Below are 16,163 nucleotides of genomic sequence, written 5' to 3' on the forward strand. Positions count from 1 at the left end.
TGAAGGCCGGGGGTCATTGGCCCCCAGGCTTTTCTGGCATCCGTTTCGTCAGTTCCTTCAACTGTTCCTGAACAGCCTGCAACTGCCGGGCAATTTCATCCCGTTCGTCGTGGGCCTGTTGCGCCTCTTTGGCATTCTGCTCCTCGCTCATCACCTCCAGTATCGCGCCGATCATCATGTTCAGGAACACGAATGCCGTCAGGAAAATGAACGTCAGGTAGTAGATCCAACTCAGCGGATATTGCTCCATGGTGGCGTACATGACGTCCGTCCAGTCCTCGAAGGTGGCTACCCGGAACAGTGTGAGCATGGCGATGGCGACATCTCCCCAGAGCTCTTCATCCACATTCGCGAAGAACATGGAGCCCATGGCGGCGTAGATGTAGAAAATGATAAACATCAGCACAGCGATGTAGCCCATGCGGGGAATGGCTTTGAGCAGGGAGTTGATCAGAAACCGCAGTTCCGGCACGACGGAAATCAGCCGCAGCACCCGGAATACCCGCAATAACCGGCCCAGCAGCACGGCATCGGAATTGTCCAGCGGGATCAGGCTGCCTACCACAACGAGGGTGTCGAACAGGTTCCAGCCGTCCATCAGAAAGCGTTTCTTGTTGGGGCATGCGGCAAACCGGAACAGAATTTCTATCAGGAAGAAGATGGTGATGGCATTGTCCATCACGATCAGCGAGCCTTCCACCAATGGCGGCAGGTCATAGGTCTTTGCGCCAATGGTGAGCGCCGAGAGAATAATGATGCCAATGACTACGCTCTGGAATAGGCGGCTGGTCTCTATCCGGCGCAGTTGTTCAAAGCCGGTGGCAGGACTGGGTTGGGGTGACATGGAAAACAACAGCTCCAGGCAGTTCGTGGAGCCTGAATTCTAAAGCGAGTGGGGCGGGTTGGATACAGTGTGCGAAAAAAAGCCCCCGGAGGTCGGAGGCATGGTAGCGCAGGTCAAAGCTACAAGCTTCTGGAAGGGTCACCTCATTGGCGGATGACCACTGGGCAGCCGGGTGTCGTCCCTCGACGGACGGTTCAGCGGATAGAACAGCTGTGGTGATGCGAGTTCCGGCAGGTCGGTCTTGGATTCCTGGGCCGCCCATTCCACTTTTTCCGCAGAGCGGATGGCGTAGTGCATCCAGGCAAGGGCGGAGGCGACTATCACGAACATCAGCATGAAGCTGCTCTGCCAGATACCGGTGAGGTCATTCAACGCTCCGAACGTCAGCGGCAGCAGGAAACCTCCAAGACCGCCAATCATACCGACAACGCCGCCGACAGCGCCTACATGAGACGGGTAGTAAACCGGAATGTGCTTGAAGACGGCTGCCTTTCCCAGTGACATGAAAAACCCGAGAATGAAAGTGAGCACCACGAAAGGAACCAGGCCCACTTCCAAATAGAAACTGATATTGCCATTAATGCCATATACCACATATTCGGTCGGTGGATAGCTCAGCAGGAAAGTGCAGACCACAGATGCGATGAAGGTCCAGTACATGATCCGGCGGGCGCCATAGCGATCCGACATCCACCCACCGAGAACGCGGAACAGGGAAGCGGGGATGGTATAGAGCGCTGCAATCATGCCGGCAGATTTGATGTTCAGCCCGTAAACCCCAATGAGGTAGTGCGGTAGCCACAAAGCCAGAGCAACAAACGCGCCGAACACAAAGAAATAATAGAGTGCGAAGCGCCATACCCGCACCTCCTTCAGTGGCGCCATCTGTTGCAGGAACGACTGGGATTGCCTGCTGGCGCGCTCTTTCGCCAGGGGGTCTTCTTTGGCCATGAGGATGAACAGCACGCCCATGATGGCCAGTACCGTGGCATAGACCTGCGCAGTGCCCTGCCATCCCAGGGCAACCAACAGGAAGGGAGCGCCGAAATTGGTTACCGCCGCGCCAACGTTACCGGCCCCGAAAATGCCCAGCGCGGTGCCCTGGCGTTCCCGCTCGAACCAGGCGGCAGTGTAGGTCACGCCAACGATAAATGAACCGCCGGCCAGACCAACCCCAAGGGCGCCCACCAGCAACATCAGATAGCTGTTGGCAAAGGTGAGCAGATAAACACACGCTGCCGTTGTCAGCATCAGCACCCCGAACACCCAGCGGCCACCGTAACGGTCCGTCCATATGCCCAGGAACAGGCGGCTGATGGACCCGGTCAGGATGGGTGTGGCCATCAGCAGCCCCAACTGGGTATCCGATAGCCCGAAATCCTGGCGGATCTCGATGCCGATGATGGAAAAGATGGTCCAGACGGCAAAGCACAGGGTGAACGCAAATGTGCTTATGCCAAGTGCCCGGTACTGCTCGTGGTTCGTTACTCCGTTCGCCATGATGACTTTCCTTCCGCAGTAAACTGTCATTATCCTGCGTCAAATGTATCCCTATGGGGCCGCGCGGCCGCGTGACAAATATCAAGAATTACGGGCATGGCTGAGGGTATTGGAAGTACCTCTCCCGGGTAGTTGGGGGTAGGTGGGGGCTGGGTGGGGGAATGAAAAAAGCGCCCCGTGGGGCGCTGTGAGTGGTTTGTCCGCCGTGCCTCTGCTCAGCAGGGTGTAGGCGCATTCTTTCGCGCGTAGTACCACCAGGTGATAACCAGGCAACTGACGTAGAAAACGATGAATCCGATCAGCGCTGCAGCGACCCCGCCAGTCAGATCAATAGAGCTGCCGTAGGCCTTGGGAATGAAAAAGCCCCCGTAAGCGGCGAACGCCGAGATGAAGCCCAGCACGGCGGCCGATTCGCGATTGGCGGCTTTGCGGGCTCCATCTGCCTGGCCCGGGAGTTCGCGTTCCAGCAGGTTGCGGAAGATCACCGGTACCATCCTGAACGTGGAGCCATTGCCAATTCCGGTGGCCACGAAGAGCACCAGAAAACTGCCGAAGAAGCCCCAGAAGCTCCCTGGTAAACCGTTACCGGGCAGGAACGCCAGAACGCCGAACACACCGGCAATCATCACCACAAAGGTCCAGAGCGTAACCCGCGCGCCCCCGAGTTTGTCCGCCAGAATGCCACCCAACGGGCGGGCCAGGGCACCAAAAAGAGGCCCTATAAACGCGTATTTTACGGGGTCCACATCCGGGAACTGCATGCCCGAGAGTAAAGGAAACCCTGCTGCGAATCCGATAAAGCTGCCGAACATGCCTAGGTACAGCCAGCACATCAGCCAGTTGTCTTTACGCTTGAAGATGACTGCCTGGTCTTTGAAGCTGGCTTTGGCATCGGCAATGTCGTTCATGCCATACCACGCCGCCAGGCTGCCCAGGATGATCAGTGGAACCCATAGAAAGGCCGCATTTTGAAGCCACAGGGCCTCACCGGCATTGTCTCCGGTCTGTATGATCAGAGGGTCACCTCCGATGGGGCCGAAGATGCTGGTGGCGATCACCAGTGGCGCAAGCAGCTGCATGGCGGAAACGCCAAGGTTGCCCAGTCCGGCATTCATGCCCATGGCGCCGCCCTTCTGGGCCTGCGGGTAGAAAAAGCTGATGTTGGCCATGCTCGAGGCAAAGTTCCCGCCTCCGAAGCCACACAGCAGCGCAAGAATCAGCATGACGAGGTAGGGCGTATCGGTATTCTGCACGGCAAAGCCGATCCACAGGCAGGGAATCAGTAGCGAGGCTGTTGCAATGGTGGTCCAGCGACGACCGCCAAAAACCGGCACCATGAAGCTGTAGAAGATCCGCAGCGTTGCGCCCGACAGCGCCGGCAGGGCTGCCAGCCAGAATAACTGGTTGGAGCTGTAACTGAAGCCTAGCTGGGGCATTTTCACCACCAGAATGCTCCAGATCGTCCACACAGCAAAGGCCAGGAACAGGTTGGGGATGGAAATCCACAGGTTACGCTTGGCGATAGCCTTGCCCTTGGTTTCCCAAAACTCGGGATCCTCCGGCCGCCAGTCTTCGAGTACGAAGGCGTCCGGGGTCGAGAACTCCGGAAGGTCCGTTTTCTCTTCGTTGTGGCTCCATTCGTAGCGCTCGGCTGTCCGGATGGCGTAATGCATCCACGCCAGGGCAGTGGCGACCAGCACAAACAGCAGCATGAAGGAGCTCTGGTAAATACCGATCACATCGTTGAGCATGCCGAAGGTCAGTGGCAGCAGGAAGCCGCCAAGGCCACCGATCATAGCGACGACACCACCCACGGCGCCTACGTTCTTCGGGTAATAGCTGGGAATATGCTTGAATACCGCGGCCTGGCCGATCGACATGAAAAAACCGAGCGCGGAGGCGATGACCATGAAGCCGGCGAGGTTCATGGTCATGCTGAAGCGGATATCGCCGTCGATACCCCGGACAACATACTCGGTGGGCGGATAGCTCAACAGGAACGCGCATATGGCAGAGGCGGTGAATGACCAGTACATGACCCGCCGCGCACCGTATCTGTCAGCAAGAATGCCACCCACAAACCGGAAGAGCGCAGCGGGTAGAATATAAGCCGTTGCTACGATACCGGCGGTCTGCAGATTGAGCCCGTACACCTCCACCAGGTAATGCGGAAGCCACAGGGCCAGGGCCACAAAGGCGCCGAATACCGTGAAGTAATAAAGGGAGAACCGCCAGACCCGCAGGTCTGTCAGCGGCATCAGCTGAGCAGAAAGTGTTACCGGGTTCCGGGCTCTTTCCTCGGCCTGCGGGTCGTCCTTTGCAAGAAGCAGGAACAGAGCACCTGCAACGGCAATCACGGCGGCGTAAACCATTGCAGTGCCCTGCCAGCCCAGGGCAACCAATAATAGAGGGGCACCGAAACTGGTGATGGCCGCCCCGACGTTGCCGGCACCAAAAATCCCCAGGGCCCGTCCCTGCTTGTCAGTGCTGAACCAGGCAGATGTGTAGGTAACCCCCACGATGAACGAGCCGCCCGCCAGGCCAACACCAAGAGCGGCCAGAAGCAGCATGTAGTAGCTGTCCGCCAGCGTGAGGAGGTAGATGCAGGCGGCGGTGATCAGCATCAGAATGCCGAAAATTCTTCGTCCGCCAAATCGGTCTGTCCAGATGCCCAGGAGTAGACGGCTGATGGAGCCGGTGAGTATCGGCGTTGCCATCAATAGGCCCAGCTGGGTCTCTGTCAGGCCAAATTCCTGCTTGAGCTGAAGGCCGATGATGGAGAATATGGTCCAGGCTGCAAAGCACAGCATGAACGCAGTTGTCGATAGAGCAAGCGCCCTTTTGGCGGGGGTCATGCCCGTAGCAGCCTGTGCCGTCATACATCCACTCCAAGTGGCTGATTCTGAATGATGGAGGTGACTTTAGATATTAGGCCCGGGGATATAATTGATAAACATCAATGCTGAGCAGTAAACGTTGGTGTAAGGCTTTTCCAGTCAGTGGGATTTCTAAAAAATGCCAAAAAAATATCTATTAAACAGTACGTTGCGGATAATACCTCGGAGGTGATAGACAAGCGTGCCACTAAGCTCAGGAGAGGTAGCCCATCATATCTCAGCGGTTCGGGCTGCGATTTGTGAGCGGGTGGCGCCAGAACATCACAGCGACCAGTATATAGGCAGCTGACCAGCCAAGCCCTGAGAGCCACAGTTGTACAGGGTGACCGAAAGGGGCGGCGCCCGAGGCAAACCTCAGCACTGCAGCTATGGCAAACAGGGTAACCAACAGAAGGCATGCCCACGCCGGAGGTGGGGTTCGCTGATAGCGCTGGAAAAGCAGCCGCAACATGATCCCCGATGACAGTGTGCCCAGTGCACCAATCGTTATCAGATGCAGGGAAGCGGCAGGTGGGCGTCCTTGTAAGAGGTGCCAGGAAACGGCAGCTGCCCCGATCGCTAGCCACAGGTAACCGAAACCGAGGCAAAGCAGATCCGGGCGTTCCGGGCAGCGCCACAATTGCCATCGCAAGCAGCGAATGGCTAACAGGATGGCCGCAAACATCAGCATGATCGCGGCACCGGGCCGGGTGCCAGGATGCAGATAGAGCACAGCCGATATCAGAAGCAGCACGATGAGTGCGGCCTCAATACGCGGTTGTACCCTTGCTTCCAGGGGAATTCCCTTTTTTTCCAGTGTGCCGGCGGCGGCCGGTGCTATCAGCCGTCCTCCCATGAACGTCATCAGCAGTAACAGTGCCAGAATACCGAAGTGCATCAGCTCAGTTTGCTGAATCGGTACCTGCAGGGGCAGGTGTGGAGCAAGCTGGGTAAGGATAAGCCAGGCCAGCGGGATCAGGCAGATCATCAGTATCAAAGGGCCGGTGATGCGGTTTCGCCACTTTTTGGCAGCATTGAACCGGGGAACAACCAGCCAGGCCAGTATCAGTGCAAATGCGGGGCTGGCTAGCTGGCTGAGCAAGAAATCCGGGGCCATTAACCACAACAGGCGGGCCAGAAGCCAGAGCGCCAGAAGGCCGAGCAATTTCCGCCTGGGTTGGGGACCAAGGGTATATCCGGCCATCAGGGCAAGCACAAACCCGAAAATCAGCTCATGCCCGTGCCCCGTGCCCGCCGCTCCCGGAAACCACCCGGTCTTACCAAAGGAGACCAGTAAGGTAAGAGGTACGATTGCCGCTGCGTAGAGTGCGGCCGCCGGGAAAAAATAAATGAATGCATGAACGGTTTTTTGCCAGGGCATTGGAGGTCAGTCAATTGGTTTATGTGTGGACACTATAACAGCAGCCAGTGCGGTGGTTCTGCCTCGCGCAGATTGCTGCCGGAATCAGACAGTGTAGGGAAGCACGCCGTAATAGATGGCACTGAAGTGAAGCGCACTGCCGCCGATGACAAACAGGTGCCACACTGCATGCATGTAGGGAAAGCGGTCAGCCAGGTAAAAAATCACGCCGGCGGTATAAACCACGCCGCCGGCGATGGTGAGGTGGAGTGCGGTCTCGCTCAGATTGGCGACCAGGTCGGATGATGCAAAGGTAATCAGCCACCCCATGGCAATGTAGATGCCCACCCGGGCGAGCTTGAAGCGGTTCCTGAAGATGAGCTTGAGTACTACCCCGGAGACGGCCAGGGACCAGATGATGGCGAACAGCGTCCAACCGGTAGTGCCACGCATGTTGACTAACAGGAAGGGTGTGTAGGTGCCTGCAATCAGCAGGAATATCGCGCAATGATCCAGGGTTTTGAAGAGCGCCCGTAGGCGCGGGTGGCGGGCGCCATGGTAAAGCGCGGACGCCAGGTAGAGCAGGATCAGTGACGCGCCGAAAATGCTGAAGCTGACAACCTTCCACGCATCCCCCAACTGACTGGCCGCAACAATCAGGACAACAGTGCCGATGACGCTGAGCACCGCTCCCAGCCCGTGGGTGGCACTGTTCAGCCATTCTTCAATGCGGTAGTGGGGGGATTCCATGGTGGTATCGGTCACTTTCATCGAGGATTTTTCCAGTTTGCTCATGTCGCTACGGTACTTCAGCGTACACCTGTACGCAATCCTGGAAGTGTGACCTCTTCGTGAGAATGATCAGAAATTCTGAACAAGCCGAATGAAATCTTCCGGTTTTTCGATCTCTGCCCTGGGAGTAGGCTTAGCACATCAATCAAACGCAACCAGCAGGAGGCTCTATACGATGGCAAAGGTACTTGTTCTTTATTACTCCATGTACGGTCACATCGAGACCATGGCCAGTACAGTCGCCGAGGGCGCAAAGGGTGTCGCCGGCGCCGAGGTGACGGTCAAGCGTGTTCCTGAAACCATGTCCGACGAGGCTTTCCAGGGCGCTGGCGGAAAAACCGACCAGATGGCAGATATAGCGAACCCCAAGGAATTACCGGAGTACGACGCCGTTATCTTCGGAACGCCGACAAGGTTCGGCAACATGTCTGGCCAGATGCGCACTTTCCTGGACCAGACCGGCGGCCTTTGGGCCGATGGTAAACTCCACGGCAAACTTGCCAGTGTGTTCACCTCGACCGGAACGGGTGGCGGCCAGGAACACACCATCAGTTCATTCTGGACCACACTGGCTCACCACGGCATGGTTATCGTGCCGCTCGGGTACGGTATTCCTGATTTCTTCGATGTGTCGGAGATGAACGGTGGCACACCTTACGGGGCCTCTACCATTGCCGGAGGCGACGGCTCACGCCAGCCCAGTGAAAAGGAGCTGAACATTGCCCGCTATCAGGGCAAGCACGTGGCAGAACTGGCGGTGAAGCTGTTCGGTTGATAGCCACATGAGTGACCAAGCGTTGAGCGATCTTCAGGGCAGCAGGCGAGAGTTTGCTGCCCTTTTTCGTGTGTTATTTCGAGGCGCCGGTTTTGAGCCGGGAGAAGGTGGCCGGCACCACGCCCAGCCAGGAAGCCAGCTGATTGTCGGGCACCCGTTTGACCAGCTCCGGATATTCTTCCAGCAGCAACTGGTATCGTTCGCGGGCGGACATGGTGTGTTTCCGGAACTCTCTCATACTGGTCAGTTCCGCCATTTCCTCGGTCAGCACCAGCGCGAAACGCGGCCATAGCCCTTCCCCGTGAGATTGGATCGCGGAACGGAAGGCAGAAAAATCAGCCACCCAGGCCGTGGCCGGGGTTACGCTGGTCATGCAGAGGGTGTTTCGCACGGTGCGGCTGCGGCCAAAGACCGGCCAGACCATGTCGCCCTCCGAGAAGAAATGGTGCACGGAAACCTTGCCGCTGGGTGCTTCCCGGAACAGGCGCATGATGCCGTACTGAATCAGGTAAACGTTCGCCCAGGGTTTATCGTGTTTCTCCAGGGTGGTTTCGGCATCCACCCTGCGCTGGTGGAACAGGCGGGCGAGATCTGCCAGGAACCGTGCGTCCGGTTCGTTTTCATGCCCTGCCAGGCGAATACCGAAAATCCGGCTCAGGCCATTAAGAAGGGCGGTCGACTCTGGCGCGGCCTCTTGCTGGATAATGTCCGGGTTGTTCTCTCCCAGCATGCAAGGTGCCGAGGATACCGTTGGCCTGAAGATGCTGTTCATGGCGTTGACCCTGTTATGAGTGTCAGGACAATTATGGTATCAGAAAAACATCTTTTGAAATGACTTAAATCATTAAGCCTTTTTCACTGAGTCGATTTAGCCTGATGACTTTAACCGCCCGTCTTCAGCGGCATGCATGGAATTAAGTGATAAACTCCAGCTACTCTCTGCCCATAAATTCCCCGCCTGACCGGAGTGCCGATGGTCGCTGCCTTTGCTCTTTTTCTGAAGTTGATCCCACTGTATGTAACGGTAACTCTGGGCTGGGTTGCCAGGCGCTACCTTGATGTAAGTGGCAAACATATTGCCGGCCTTATGCTTTACATCATGACGCCATCGGTGGTGTTTTCCGGTGTCATGGCTGCCCCTTTGTCCGCGGAAGTGATCCTGTTGCCGTTTCTGACCTTCGCCATCTGTTGCGCGATCGCTTTTGCGCATCTGGGGATCGCCAGACGGTTCATCACCGACGAGAGTGCCAGTATCATTCCATTGTCGGTGGGAACGGGGAATACCGGCTACTTCGGCATACCGGTGGCCCTGTTGTTATTCGGTCACGAGGGTCTGGCGCTCTATATTGTGTGCATGTTGGGCACAACACTGTTCGAAAATTCCGTGGGTTTTTACCTGGCTGCCAGGGGGCGTTACAGCCTGAAAGATGCTCTGGTGCGAGTCGCACGTCTGCCGTCGGTATACGCGTTTGTGCTGGCGGTAATGCTGAACCTCGCGGGCTTCTCCATTCCGGATGTATTCATACCCCTGTTCGACAACCTTCGTGGGGCATACAGCATTCTGGGCATGATGATCATTGGAATGGGTATACTCAGTTTTCGCGGGTTGGCGGGAAATCTTCGCTTCACCGGCCTGGCCTTCTTTGGCAAGTTCGTGTCCTGGCCACTGGTGGCCCTGGCATTCTGGTGGCTGGATGCCAGCATAGTCGGCCTCTATAACCTTGCCGTTTACCAGGCGATTTTCCTGATTTCCATAACCCCTATTGCGGCCAATACAGTGGTAATTGCCACCCTGCTGGATACAGCCCCGAAACAGGCCGCAGGTACTGCCTTGCTGAGCACCCTGTTCGCGCTCGCCTTTATTCCGGTGATGGTGGCGCTGGTTATTCCCTGACAGAACGTCAGGGAATCGTTGCTGAAAAGCCCAGCTCTGTGACGCCGGCGCTCAGTCGTAATCCTGCAGCAGGCCGGCCATATCGTCGGCGTGCTCCTCTTCAACGGCGAGGATCTCTTCCATTAACCGGCGTGTTGTCGGGTCATCATCGCCCAAGTATTGGATAATCTCGCGATAGCTGTCGATGGCGATACGCTCCGCCACAAGATCCTCTTCGATCATCTCCTTGAGGGTGTCGCCTTCAACATACTCCGAGTGGCTGCGAGCCGTCAGGCTGTCTGGTGAAAAGTTCGGGTTGCCTCCCAGCTGGGCAATACGCTCGGCAATCTGGTCAGCGTGCTCCTGTTCCTGCTGAGCGTGTTCAAGAAACTCCTGCGCCACGGCTTCCGCGTTCAGCCCGTCGGCGGCGTAGTAGTGGTGCTTGTAGCGCAGCACGCAGACGATCTCGGTAGCGAGTGCCTCGTTGAGAATCCTGATCACGGTTTCCCGGTCAGCCGCGTAGCCATCGGTGATGGCGCCGTCACGCATGTTTGCGCGGGCGCGTTCGCGGATTTTCTTGATGTCGGACAGAAACGGTTGCTTATCGCTGGCTGAGGTGTTCTTGGATGTACTCATATACAGCTCCTTCTGAGAGTTGGCGGATACTGCTGTGTTCGGTACGAAACAACCTTAGCATTCGATCAGGAGCCGTGCATTGTGGATACTGCCGACAGGCCAGCGTGGACGGCGGCCTGGATCAGCCGGCATTAACCGCTTCCGCTACTTTTCCCTGGGCAATATCGCTACGGGCATGGCGTACCACACTGATGCCAGCGGTGATCGCCAGGCTACCCATAATCGCCGCAACAATAAGGTCGGGCCAGGCTGTGCCAGTGCCGAACACCCCCAGTGCGGCGACCATGACCGCAATATTGCCAATGGCATCATTGCGGCTGCACAGCCATACCGAGCGCATATCGGAATCGCCTTCCCGGAACCTGAACAGCATGATGGCAACGCTCATATTGGCAACCAGGGCCAATAGCCCGACAGCTCCCATGGTCAGAGGTTCCGGCGTTATATCGTTCTGCATTACCCAGATGGCACGGCCTAGCACCGCCAGGCCGAATACCGTCATGGTTATGCCTTTCACCATGGCGGCGCGGCCTCGCCAGACCATACCCATGGAAAGTACGGACAGCGAGAGCAGGTAGTTGGCACTGTCCCCGAAGAAGTCGATAGCGTCCGCGAGCAACGACACCGAGCCGGACTGGAGGCTCGCGTAGCCCTCCACCAGGAACATGGCCAGGTTGACCGAGAGAGCAATCCACAGGGCTTTGCGAAAGCCCGGAGCGGGTGATTTGGTTTCGGGGGCGGAGCAGCTACACGCCATGATGACCTCCTGTATCTGAATAAGGCCATTTAAAACCCTGTAGCTACTACAGAGTCAACAGGTGTGCTGTGGAAACGCTTCAGCGCGATCCCGGAGTGTGGTGATGAGTGCCCGGAACGTGGTTGTTATTCCCTGTGGTGTTGTTGATCGCAGGCTTCGACGTCAACCCTCCGAGTATGCCGCACTCACTGACAGTGCGACCCTCAGAACAGGCTCTCTGAAGCTGCTCGAGTGTGTCTTCGAGGCTTGTCAGTTCCTTCAGGCGCTCCCGCACATGGCGCAGGTGACGAGCCAGAAGCGCATCCACCTCGCTGCAGTCTGCATCCGGATGGTCGGCCAGCCGGAGCAGTTCGCGGATTTCATCCTGAGCCATGTCCAGGTTCCGGCAACGTTTGATGAACAGCAGCCGGTCAAGATGGGTTTGCCGGTATTGTCTGTAGCCGCTGGCCTCCCGCTTTGGCTCCGGCACCAGGCCAATTTTCTCGTAGTAGCGAATGGTTTCCACCGGAACGCCAGTCGCTTTCGAGATTTCACCGATTTTCATAGCCGATTACCCCTGTCGCTCTTTGGGCATTGAGACGCTGGCCCTGAGCCCGCCCCTGGTTCCGATACTGAATGACAGACTACCACCATAACGCTCTGTGATTTCCCTGACGATAGCCAGTCCGAGCCCGTGTCCGGGTGTCTGCTCATCCAGCCGTACGCCGCGGGTACCCAATGTCTGAAGTGCATCGGGCCTGGCGCCAGGCCCGTCGTCTTCCACGGTAATGATCAACTGATTTGAGCTCTCATTCAGAGATAACTCGGCACTTTTCCTCGCCCATTTGCCTGCATTATCCACGAGGTTGCCCAGAATCTCGTTCAGGTCATGCTCTTCGATCGGCCAGCGCGTTTCAGGGCCCAGTTCGGTTTCCAGTTCGAAGTTCTTGTCGGGGTAAAGTCGGCCCAGCATCCACAGGAGGTCACGGGCCTGGCTGACGGGCTTTGCCGCCTTGCCTGCCTGGGGCCCAGCGAAGCGGCTGCGGCGCATTTCACTTTCCAGCTGACGGTCAATGTCGGATAGCCGTTGGGCCAGCTGTTGTCGCATCCCCGGATCCAGGGCACGGGTATCGTCCTCAAGTACCTGCCGAATGGCGGATACCGGTGTTTTCACACTGTGAGAGAGGTTGGCCAGCGCGTCCCGGGACCGGGAAAGTCGCTGATCCAGGGTGTCCAGTAGCTGGTTCAGCTGGCTGGTCAGCGGCTGAAACTCCGCAGGTGCGTCAACATCCAGCCGGTTGGTGGCGCCGGTTTGCAGGGAAGTCAGGCCATGTTGAATGCGGTTAACGGAGCTCAGGGACAGCCGGATTGCGAGCCAAATTGCGAGTATCAGCAGTGCCAGCAGGATGGCGGAAACCACGGCCGTCCAAAGGTGCAGCTCCTGCTGACTTTGCTGCAGGTGGCTAAGGTCCTCGGCCACTACGATCACCACGGTTTCACCATTGAGTGAAAAGGCTTTGCGGTACGCCAGAAAATCAGCAATGGAGGCATTGGATCCAGGAGTGGTTTTGCGGACCAGGCCGGTGTCTTCCTCGATGAGAAGCGGCTCGAGAACCGTCGACCATTGAGCGGGAGAGCTGTGAATCTGGCTGCCTGCGCGCAGGGCAAATGCATGGTGGAAGACTTCCTCGAAATAGTCCCCTTCGGCAATGTCGCGAATTTCCTGCGGGCCGGATTGCCGCAGCTGGTGCTCCAGGAAGGAAACTTCATCCTGCAACCGGTCTTCAACAAAATCCCGGGCCATACGCTCGAGCAACAATCCATGGACAATCCAGGCCGCAACCATCAGCGCAATGGCGGCTGGCAGCAGCAAGGTGAGCAGGCTTCTGCGGATAGAGCGCCGGGGATCAATCCGATGCATTGAAAATATATCCCTGGCCGCGACGGGTGGTGATGGCTTCCGCTCCGGTGATTTTTCGCAGCCGGCGCACGTAGGCCTCAATGGTGTTGTCACTGGGGCTGTCGTTGAGGTTGTAGAGCTGCTCCAGCAATTGCTCCTTGGAGAACAGTTGCCCCGGACGGCTCATCAGGCAACGCAGCAGGCGAAACTCGGTGCCCGTCAGCGAGTGCTCCTGGCCATCCGGTGTATGCAGGCATTGGCGGTGTTCATCCAGCTCGAAGCCACCGGCGCTCAGCTTTGCCTCTACCCGGCCTTCACTGCGGCGAATCAGGGCATTCAGCCGTGCCAGCAGTTCCTCGGTCTGGAAGGGCTTGGCCAGGTAATCGTCCGCCCCGGCCTTGAGGCCATTCACCTTGTCCTGCCAGTCGCCCCGGGCGGTCAGGATAAGCACCGGCATCGCCAGTTTGTCCGCCCGCCAGCTTTTGAGAACATCCAGGCCGTTTCCATCAGGTAGTCCCAGGTCCAGTACCACAGCCCGGTAGTCTTCCTGTTTGCCAAGATGCTCGGCCTGCTTTGCGGTGCCAGCCTCATCGACGGAAAAGCCTACACCATCTTCGCTGAATCCATGGGGCGTTCCGGTTTTGCCCGGGGCACCCTGGCGCCAGAAAAAGGAATGACTGCGAAAGTGCCCGAATTGCGTGAGGCCCCGTTGCTGACCATGGCCGACATGGCCGGGCATATGGACCATGGCGGAATGGATCATGGCAACATGGACCACGATGACATGGGTGGGATGAATCACAAGGACATGAACAGTCACGACATGGCTGGCATGGACCACAGTGACATGAAGAGTGACGACATGGCCGGCATGGATCACAGTGACATGGGCGGCAATGCCAAGATGGATCACAGCGCCATGGGCCATGGCAGTATGGGCCAGGGTGAAGGAGAAACCCTTCCGGAAGACCCCTTCTATGCCAAGGGCAGCGGGCTGATGCCTACGGCGAGCAATGGCGGTAAATTCCTCTCCTACGCGGACCTGAAAGCCCAGAACCCGCTGTACGAAGACAGAGAGCCCACCCGGGAAATTGAGCTCCGCCTTACCGGCAACATGGAGCGTTACGAGTGGAGCATCAACGGCACCAAGTACGAGGATGCCGACCCCATCGTGCTGCAATACGGCGAGCGGGTCCGCTTCAAATTCGTCAACGAGACCATGATGACCCACCCGATGCACCTGCACGGTATGTGGTCGATTCTCGACGTGGGCGAAGGCAAGTGGAATCCCCTGAAGCACGTCATCAGCGTGGCGCCTGCCACTACGGTGTATATGGAAACGGAAGTGGATGCGCCGGGTGAGTGGGCTTTCCACTGTCATCTGTCTTATCACGCGGCCTCCGGCATGTTCCGCAAGATCGTGGTTGAGGGTGGCCCGGATAGTGCTGTGGCTGAAGGCAAGCAAAGCGGGAACCAGGGGGGTGAATCATGAATCGTCTGGCTGTATCCATGTGTGGTCTGTCCCTGGCGGTGGCTGCACTGGCAAACCCCGCTGTCGCTCAGGAAGATCCTGCCAAGAAAACCCAGACAGCCAAGACCTTCTGGGGCGTGTCTGCCGAAAAATTTGAGTACCGTTACAGTGATTCAGACGAGGAACTGGCGGTTATTGAGGGTGACGCCTATTACGGCACCGATGAGCTCAAGTTCCGCTGGCTGTTTGAGGGCGAGTGGGAAGAAGCCCACAACGCGTGGGAAACCCTTGAAAACCAGTTTGTTGCCCAGACTCCAGTGGACGACTTCTGGGATGCCAAGGCGGGTGTCCGCATTGACACTCCCGAGGGGCCGGACCGGGTCTATGGCGTGCTCGGGCTCACTGGACTGGCACCGTACTGGTTCGAGGTGGACACCAACCTTTATGTCAGTGATGAAGGCGACGCGTCGGTAGACTTTGAGGCGGAATACGAGCTGTTGGTCACCAACTTCTGGATTATGTCAGCTTCGTTTGAGAGTCTCGTGGCGTTCTCGGAAGATCGGGCAATCGGCGTGGGCAAGGGGCTCAATTCCACCGAAGTGGGCCTGAGGCTGAGTTACGACTTGCTTGACCGTTCCTTCGCCCCCTATGTGGGGGTCGTTCATGAGCGTAAGTATGGAGACACGGCCGATCTCGCGCGGGATTCAGGTGGCAGTACCGAAGACTGGTTTGCAGTGCTAGGGGCACGGATGATGTTTTGACTCGCGCTTGATGATTCAGGTCAAGTTTGACTCGATTTCTTACCTGACTTTGAGGTTCTCTCAGCCTCGATTCAGCTTCATGGTCTTTACTGAATATAAAACTGTCAGGCGCAGTTATTAAGGAGGATCTCATGAACAGATTTCGTCGTTTAATCGCGTGTTCCGTACTCGTGGCAGCGCCAGCTTTAGTCTTTGCCCAGGGGAATTCCCAGCAAATGTCCCATGGCGGCATGATGAACCAGGAACAGATGCAGCAAATGCATGAGAATATGTCGCAGATGCAGTCCATGATGCAGGAAATGCGAAGCGCAACATCAGAGACTGAGCGCCAGCGTCTCCGCGAAAAACACATGGAAGCCATGCACGAGCACATGGGTATGATGCGTGGCGGCATGATGGGCCAGGGCCAGGGAATGATGGGTGATGGCCAGGGCATGATGAACAACCAGGGTAAAAAGCAGGGTGGTAACTCGCAGGGCAACCGCTCCGGTGGAGCAGGGATGGACAACGGGCAGCGTCTGAACATGATGGAAAATCGCATGAATCAGATGCAGCTTATGATGGAACAGATGCTGGAACACCAGCGGCAACTGAACCGGAATTGATCTCTGTCCCACACCCGTTTGTTGCGTGTGGTAG

The 16,163-nt window shown here is 57.3% G+C and carries 16 protein-coding genes; 5 read left to right on the forward strand and 11 right to left on the reverse strand.

The window, feature by feature from the left end; all coding sequences use genetic code 11:
• Window positions 1-13: 13 nt before the first annotated feature.
• From ABJM11_RS09730 to ABJM11_RS09750, 5 genes are all read right to left on the reverse strand, one after another.
• A complete protein-coding gene (locus tag ABJM11_RS09730) occupies window positions 14-844 on the reverse strand; it encodes an ion transporter (protein ID WP_348296126.1) in 831 nt (276 codons plus the stop codon).
• A gap of 138 nt (window positions 845-982) precedes the next feature.
• On the reverse strand, window positions 983-2,344 hold the full coding sequence (locus tag ABJM11_RS09735) for a nitrate/nitrite transporter (RefSeq protein WP_348296125.1): 1,362 nt from the start codon (window positions 2,342-2,344) through the stop codon (window positions 983-985).
• Between the two features lie 215 nt (window positions 2,345-2,559).
• Window positions 2,560-5,223, reverse strand: coding sequence for an MFS transporter (locus ABJM11_RS09740; RefSeq protein WP_348300467.1), 2,664 nt, complete (start codon window positions 5,221-5,223; stop codon window positions 2,560-2,562).
• A 235-nt stretch (window positions 5,224-5,458) separates the two neighbouring features.
• Complete coding sequence (locus ABJM11_RS09745; protein WP_348296124.1) at window positions 5,459-6,601, reverse strand: NnrS family protein; 1,143 nt, start codon at window positions 6,599-6,601, stop codon at window positions 5,459-5,461.
• Between the two features lie 84 nt (window positions 6,602-6,685).
• Window positions 6,686-7,375 carry a hemolysin III family protein gene (locus ABJM11_RS09750; RefSeq protein WP_348296123.1) on the reverse strand — a complete coding sequence of 230 codons (690 nt, stop codon included), beginning with the start codon at window positions 7,373-7,375 and terminating at the stop codon, window positions 6,686-6,688.
• Between the two features lie 172 nt (window positions 7,376-7,547).
• On the opposite strand from ABJM11_RS09750, the gene wrbA reads away from it, so the two are divergent.
• Complete coding sequence (gene wrbA / locus ABJM11_RS09755; RefSeq protein ID WP_348296122.1) at window positions 7,548-8,147, forward strand: NAD(P)H:quinone oxidoreductase; 600 nt, start codon at window positions 7,548-7,550, stop codon at window positions 8,145-8,147.
• 73 nt (window positions 8,148-8,220) lie between these two features.
• Here the strand turns inward: wrbA and ABJM11_RS09760 are convergent, their stop codons facing one another.
• A complete protein-coding gene (locus tag ABJM11_RS09760; RefSeq protein WP_348296121.1) occupies window positions 8,221-8,919 on the reverse strand; it encodes a Crp/Fnr family transcriptional regulator in 699 nt (232 codons plus the stop codon).
• A 201-nt stretch (window positions 8,920-9,120) separates the two neighbouring features.
• Between ABJM11_RS09760 and ABJM11_RS09765 the strand changes: the two genes are divergently transcribed.
• The gene (locus tag ABJM11_RS09765; protein ID WP_348296120.1) at window positions 9,121-10,041 is read left to right on the forward strand and encodes an AEC family transporter; all 921 of its coding nucleotides are present in this window, start codon (window positions 9,121-9,123) and stop codon (window positions 10,039-10,041) included.
• 51 nt (window positions 10,042-10,092) lie between these two features.
• On the opposite strand, the gene ABJM11_RS09770 is transcribed toward ABJM11_RS09765, so the two are convergent.
• The 5 genes from ABJM11_RS09770 to ABJM11_RS09790 all read right to left on the reverse strand — a co-directional run bounded on the left by ABJM11_RS09770 (window position 10,093) and on the right by ABJM11_RS09790 (window position 14,055).
• Entirely contained in the window at window positions 10,093-10,656 is a 564-nt protein-coding gene (locus ABJM11_RS09770) for a ferritin-like domain-containing protein (protein WP_348296119.1), read from the reverse strand.
• Window positions 10,657-10,777: 121 nt separating this feature from the next.
• Window positions 10,778-11,413, reverse strand: a complete 636-nt coding sequence (locus tag ABJM11_RS09775; protein WP_348296118.1) for a cation transporter — start codon at window positions 11,411-11,413, stop codon at window positions 10,778-10,780.
• Between the two features lie 79 nt (window positions 11,414-11,492).
• Window positions 11,493-11,957, reverse strand: coding sequence for a Cd(II)/Pb(II)-responsive transcriptional regulator (cadR, locus tag ABJM11_RS09780; protein ID WP_348296117.1), 465 nt, complete (start codon window positions 11,955-11,957; stop codon window positions 11,493-11,495).
• 6 nt (window positions 11,958-11,963) lie between these two features.
• A complete protein-coding gene (locus ABJM11_RS09785) occupies window positions 11,964-13,313 on the reverse strand; it encodes a sensor histidine kinase (protein ID WP_348296116.1) in 1,350 nt (449 codons plus the stop codon).
• The gene (locus tag ABJM11_RS09790) at window positions 13,300-14,055 is read right to left on the reverse strand and encodes a response regulator transcription factor (RefSeq protein WP_348296115.1); all 756 of its coding nucleotides are present in this window, start codon (window positions 14,053-14,055) and stop codon (window positions 13,300-13,302) included. The genes ABJM11_RS09785 and ABJM11_RS09790 overlap by 14 nt, the downstream gene beginning before the upstream one ends.
• Here ABJM11_RS09790 and ABJM11_RS09795 point away from each other — a divergent pair.
• The 3 genes from ABJM11_RS09795 to ABJM11_RS09805 all read left to right on the forward strand — a co-directional run bounded on the left by ABJM11_RS09795 (window position 14,047) and on the right by ABJM11_RS09805 (window position 16,129).
• Window positions 14,047-14,784 (forward strand): multicopper oxidase domain-containing protein, encoded by a 738-nt coding sequence (locus ABJM11_RS09795; protein WP_348296114.1) that lies wholly within the window; start codon window positions 14,047-14,049, stop codon window positions 14,782-14,784. The genes ABJM11_RS09790 and ABJM11_RS09795 overlap by 9 nt on opposite strands.
• A complete protein-coding gene (locus ABJM11_RS09800; protein WP_348296113.1) occupies window positions 14,781-15,524 on the forward strand; it encodes a copper resistance protein B in 744 nt (247 codons plus the stop codon). The genes ABJM11_RS09795 and ABJM11_RS09800 overlap by 4 nt, the downstream gene beginning before the upstream one ends.
• Window positions 15,525-15,655: 131 nt before the next feature.
• Entirely contained in the window at window positions 15,656-16,129 is a 474-nt protein-coding gene (locus ABJM11_RS09805; RefSeq protein ID WP_348296112.1) for a hypothetical protein, read from the forward strand.
• The last annotated feature ends 34 nt before the right edge of the window (window positions 16,130-16,163 follow it).

The organism is Marinobacter sp. (assembly GCF_039977835.1).
Lineage (GTDB): Bacteria > Pseudomonadota > Gammaproteobacteria > Pseudomonadales > Oleiphilaceae > Marinobacter.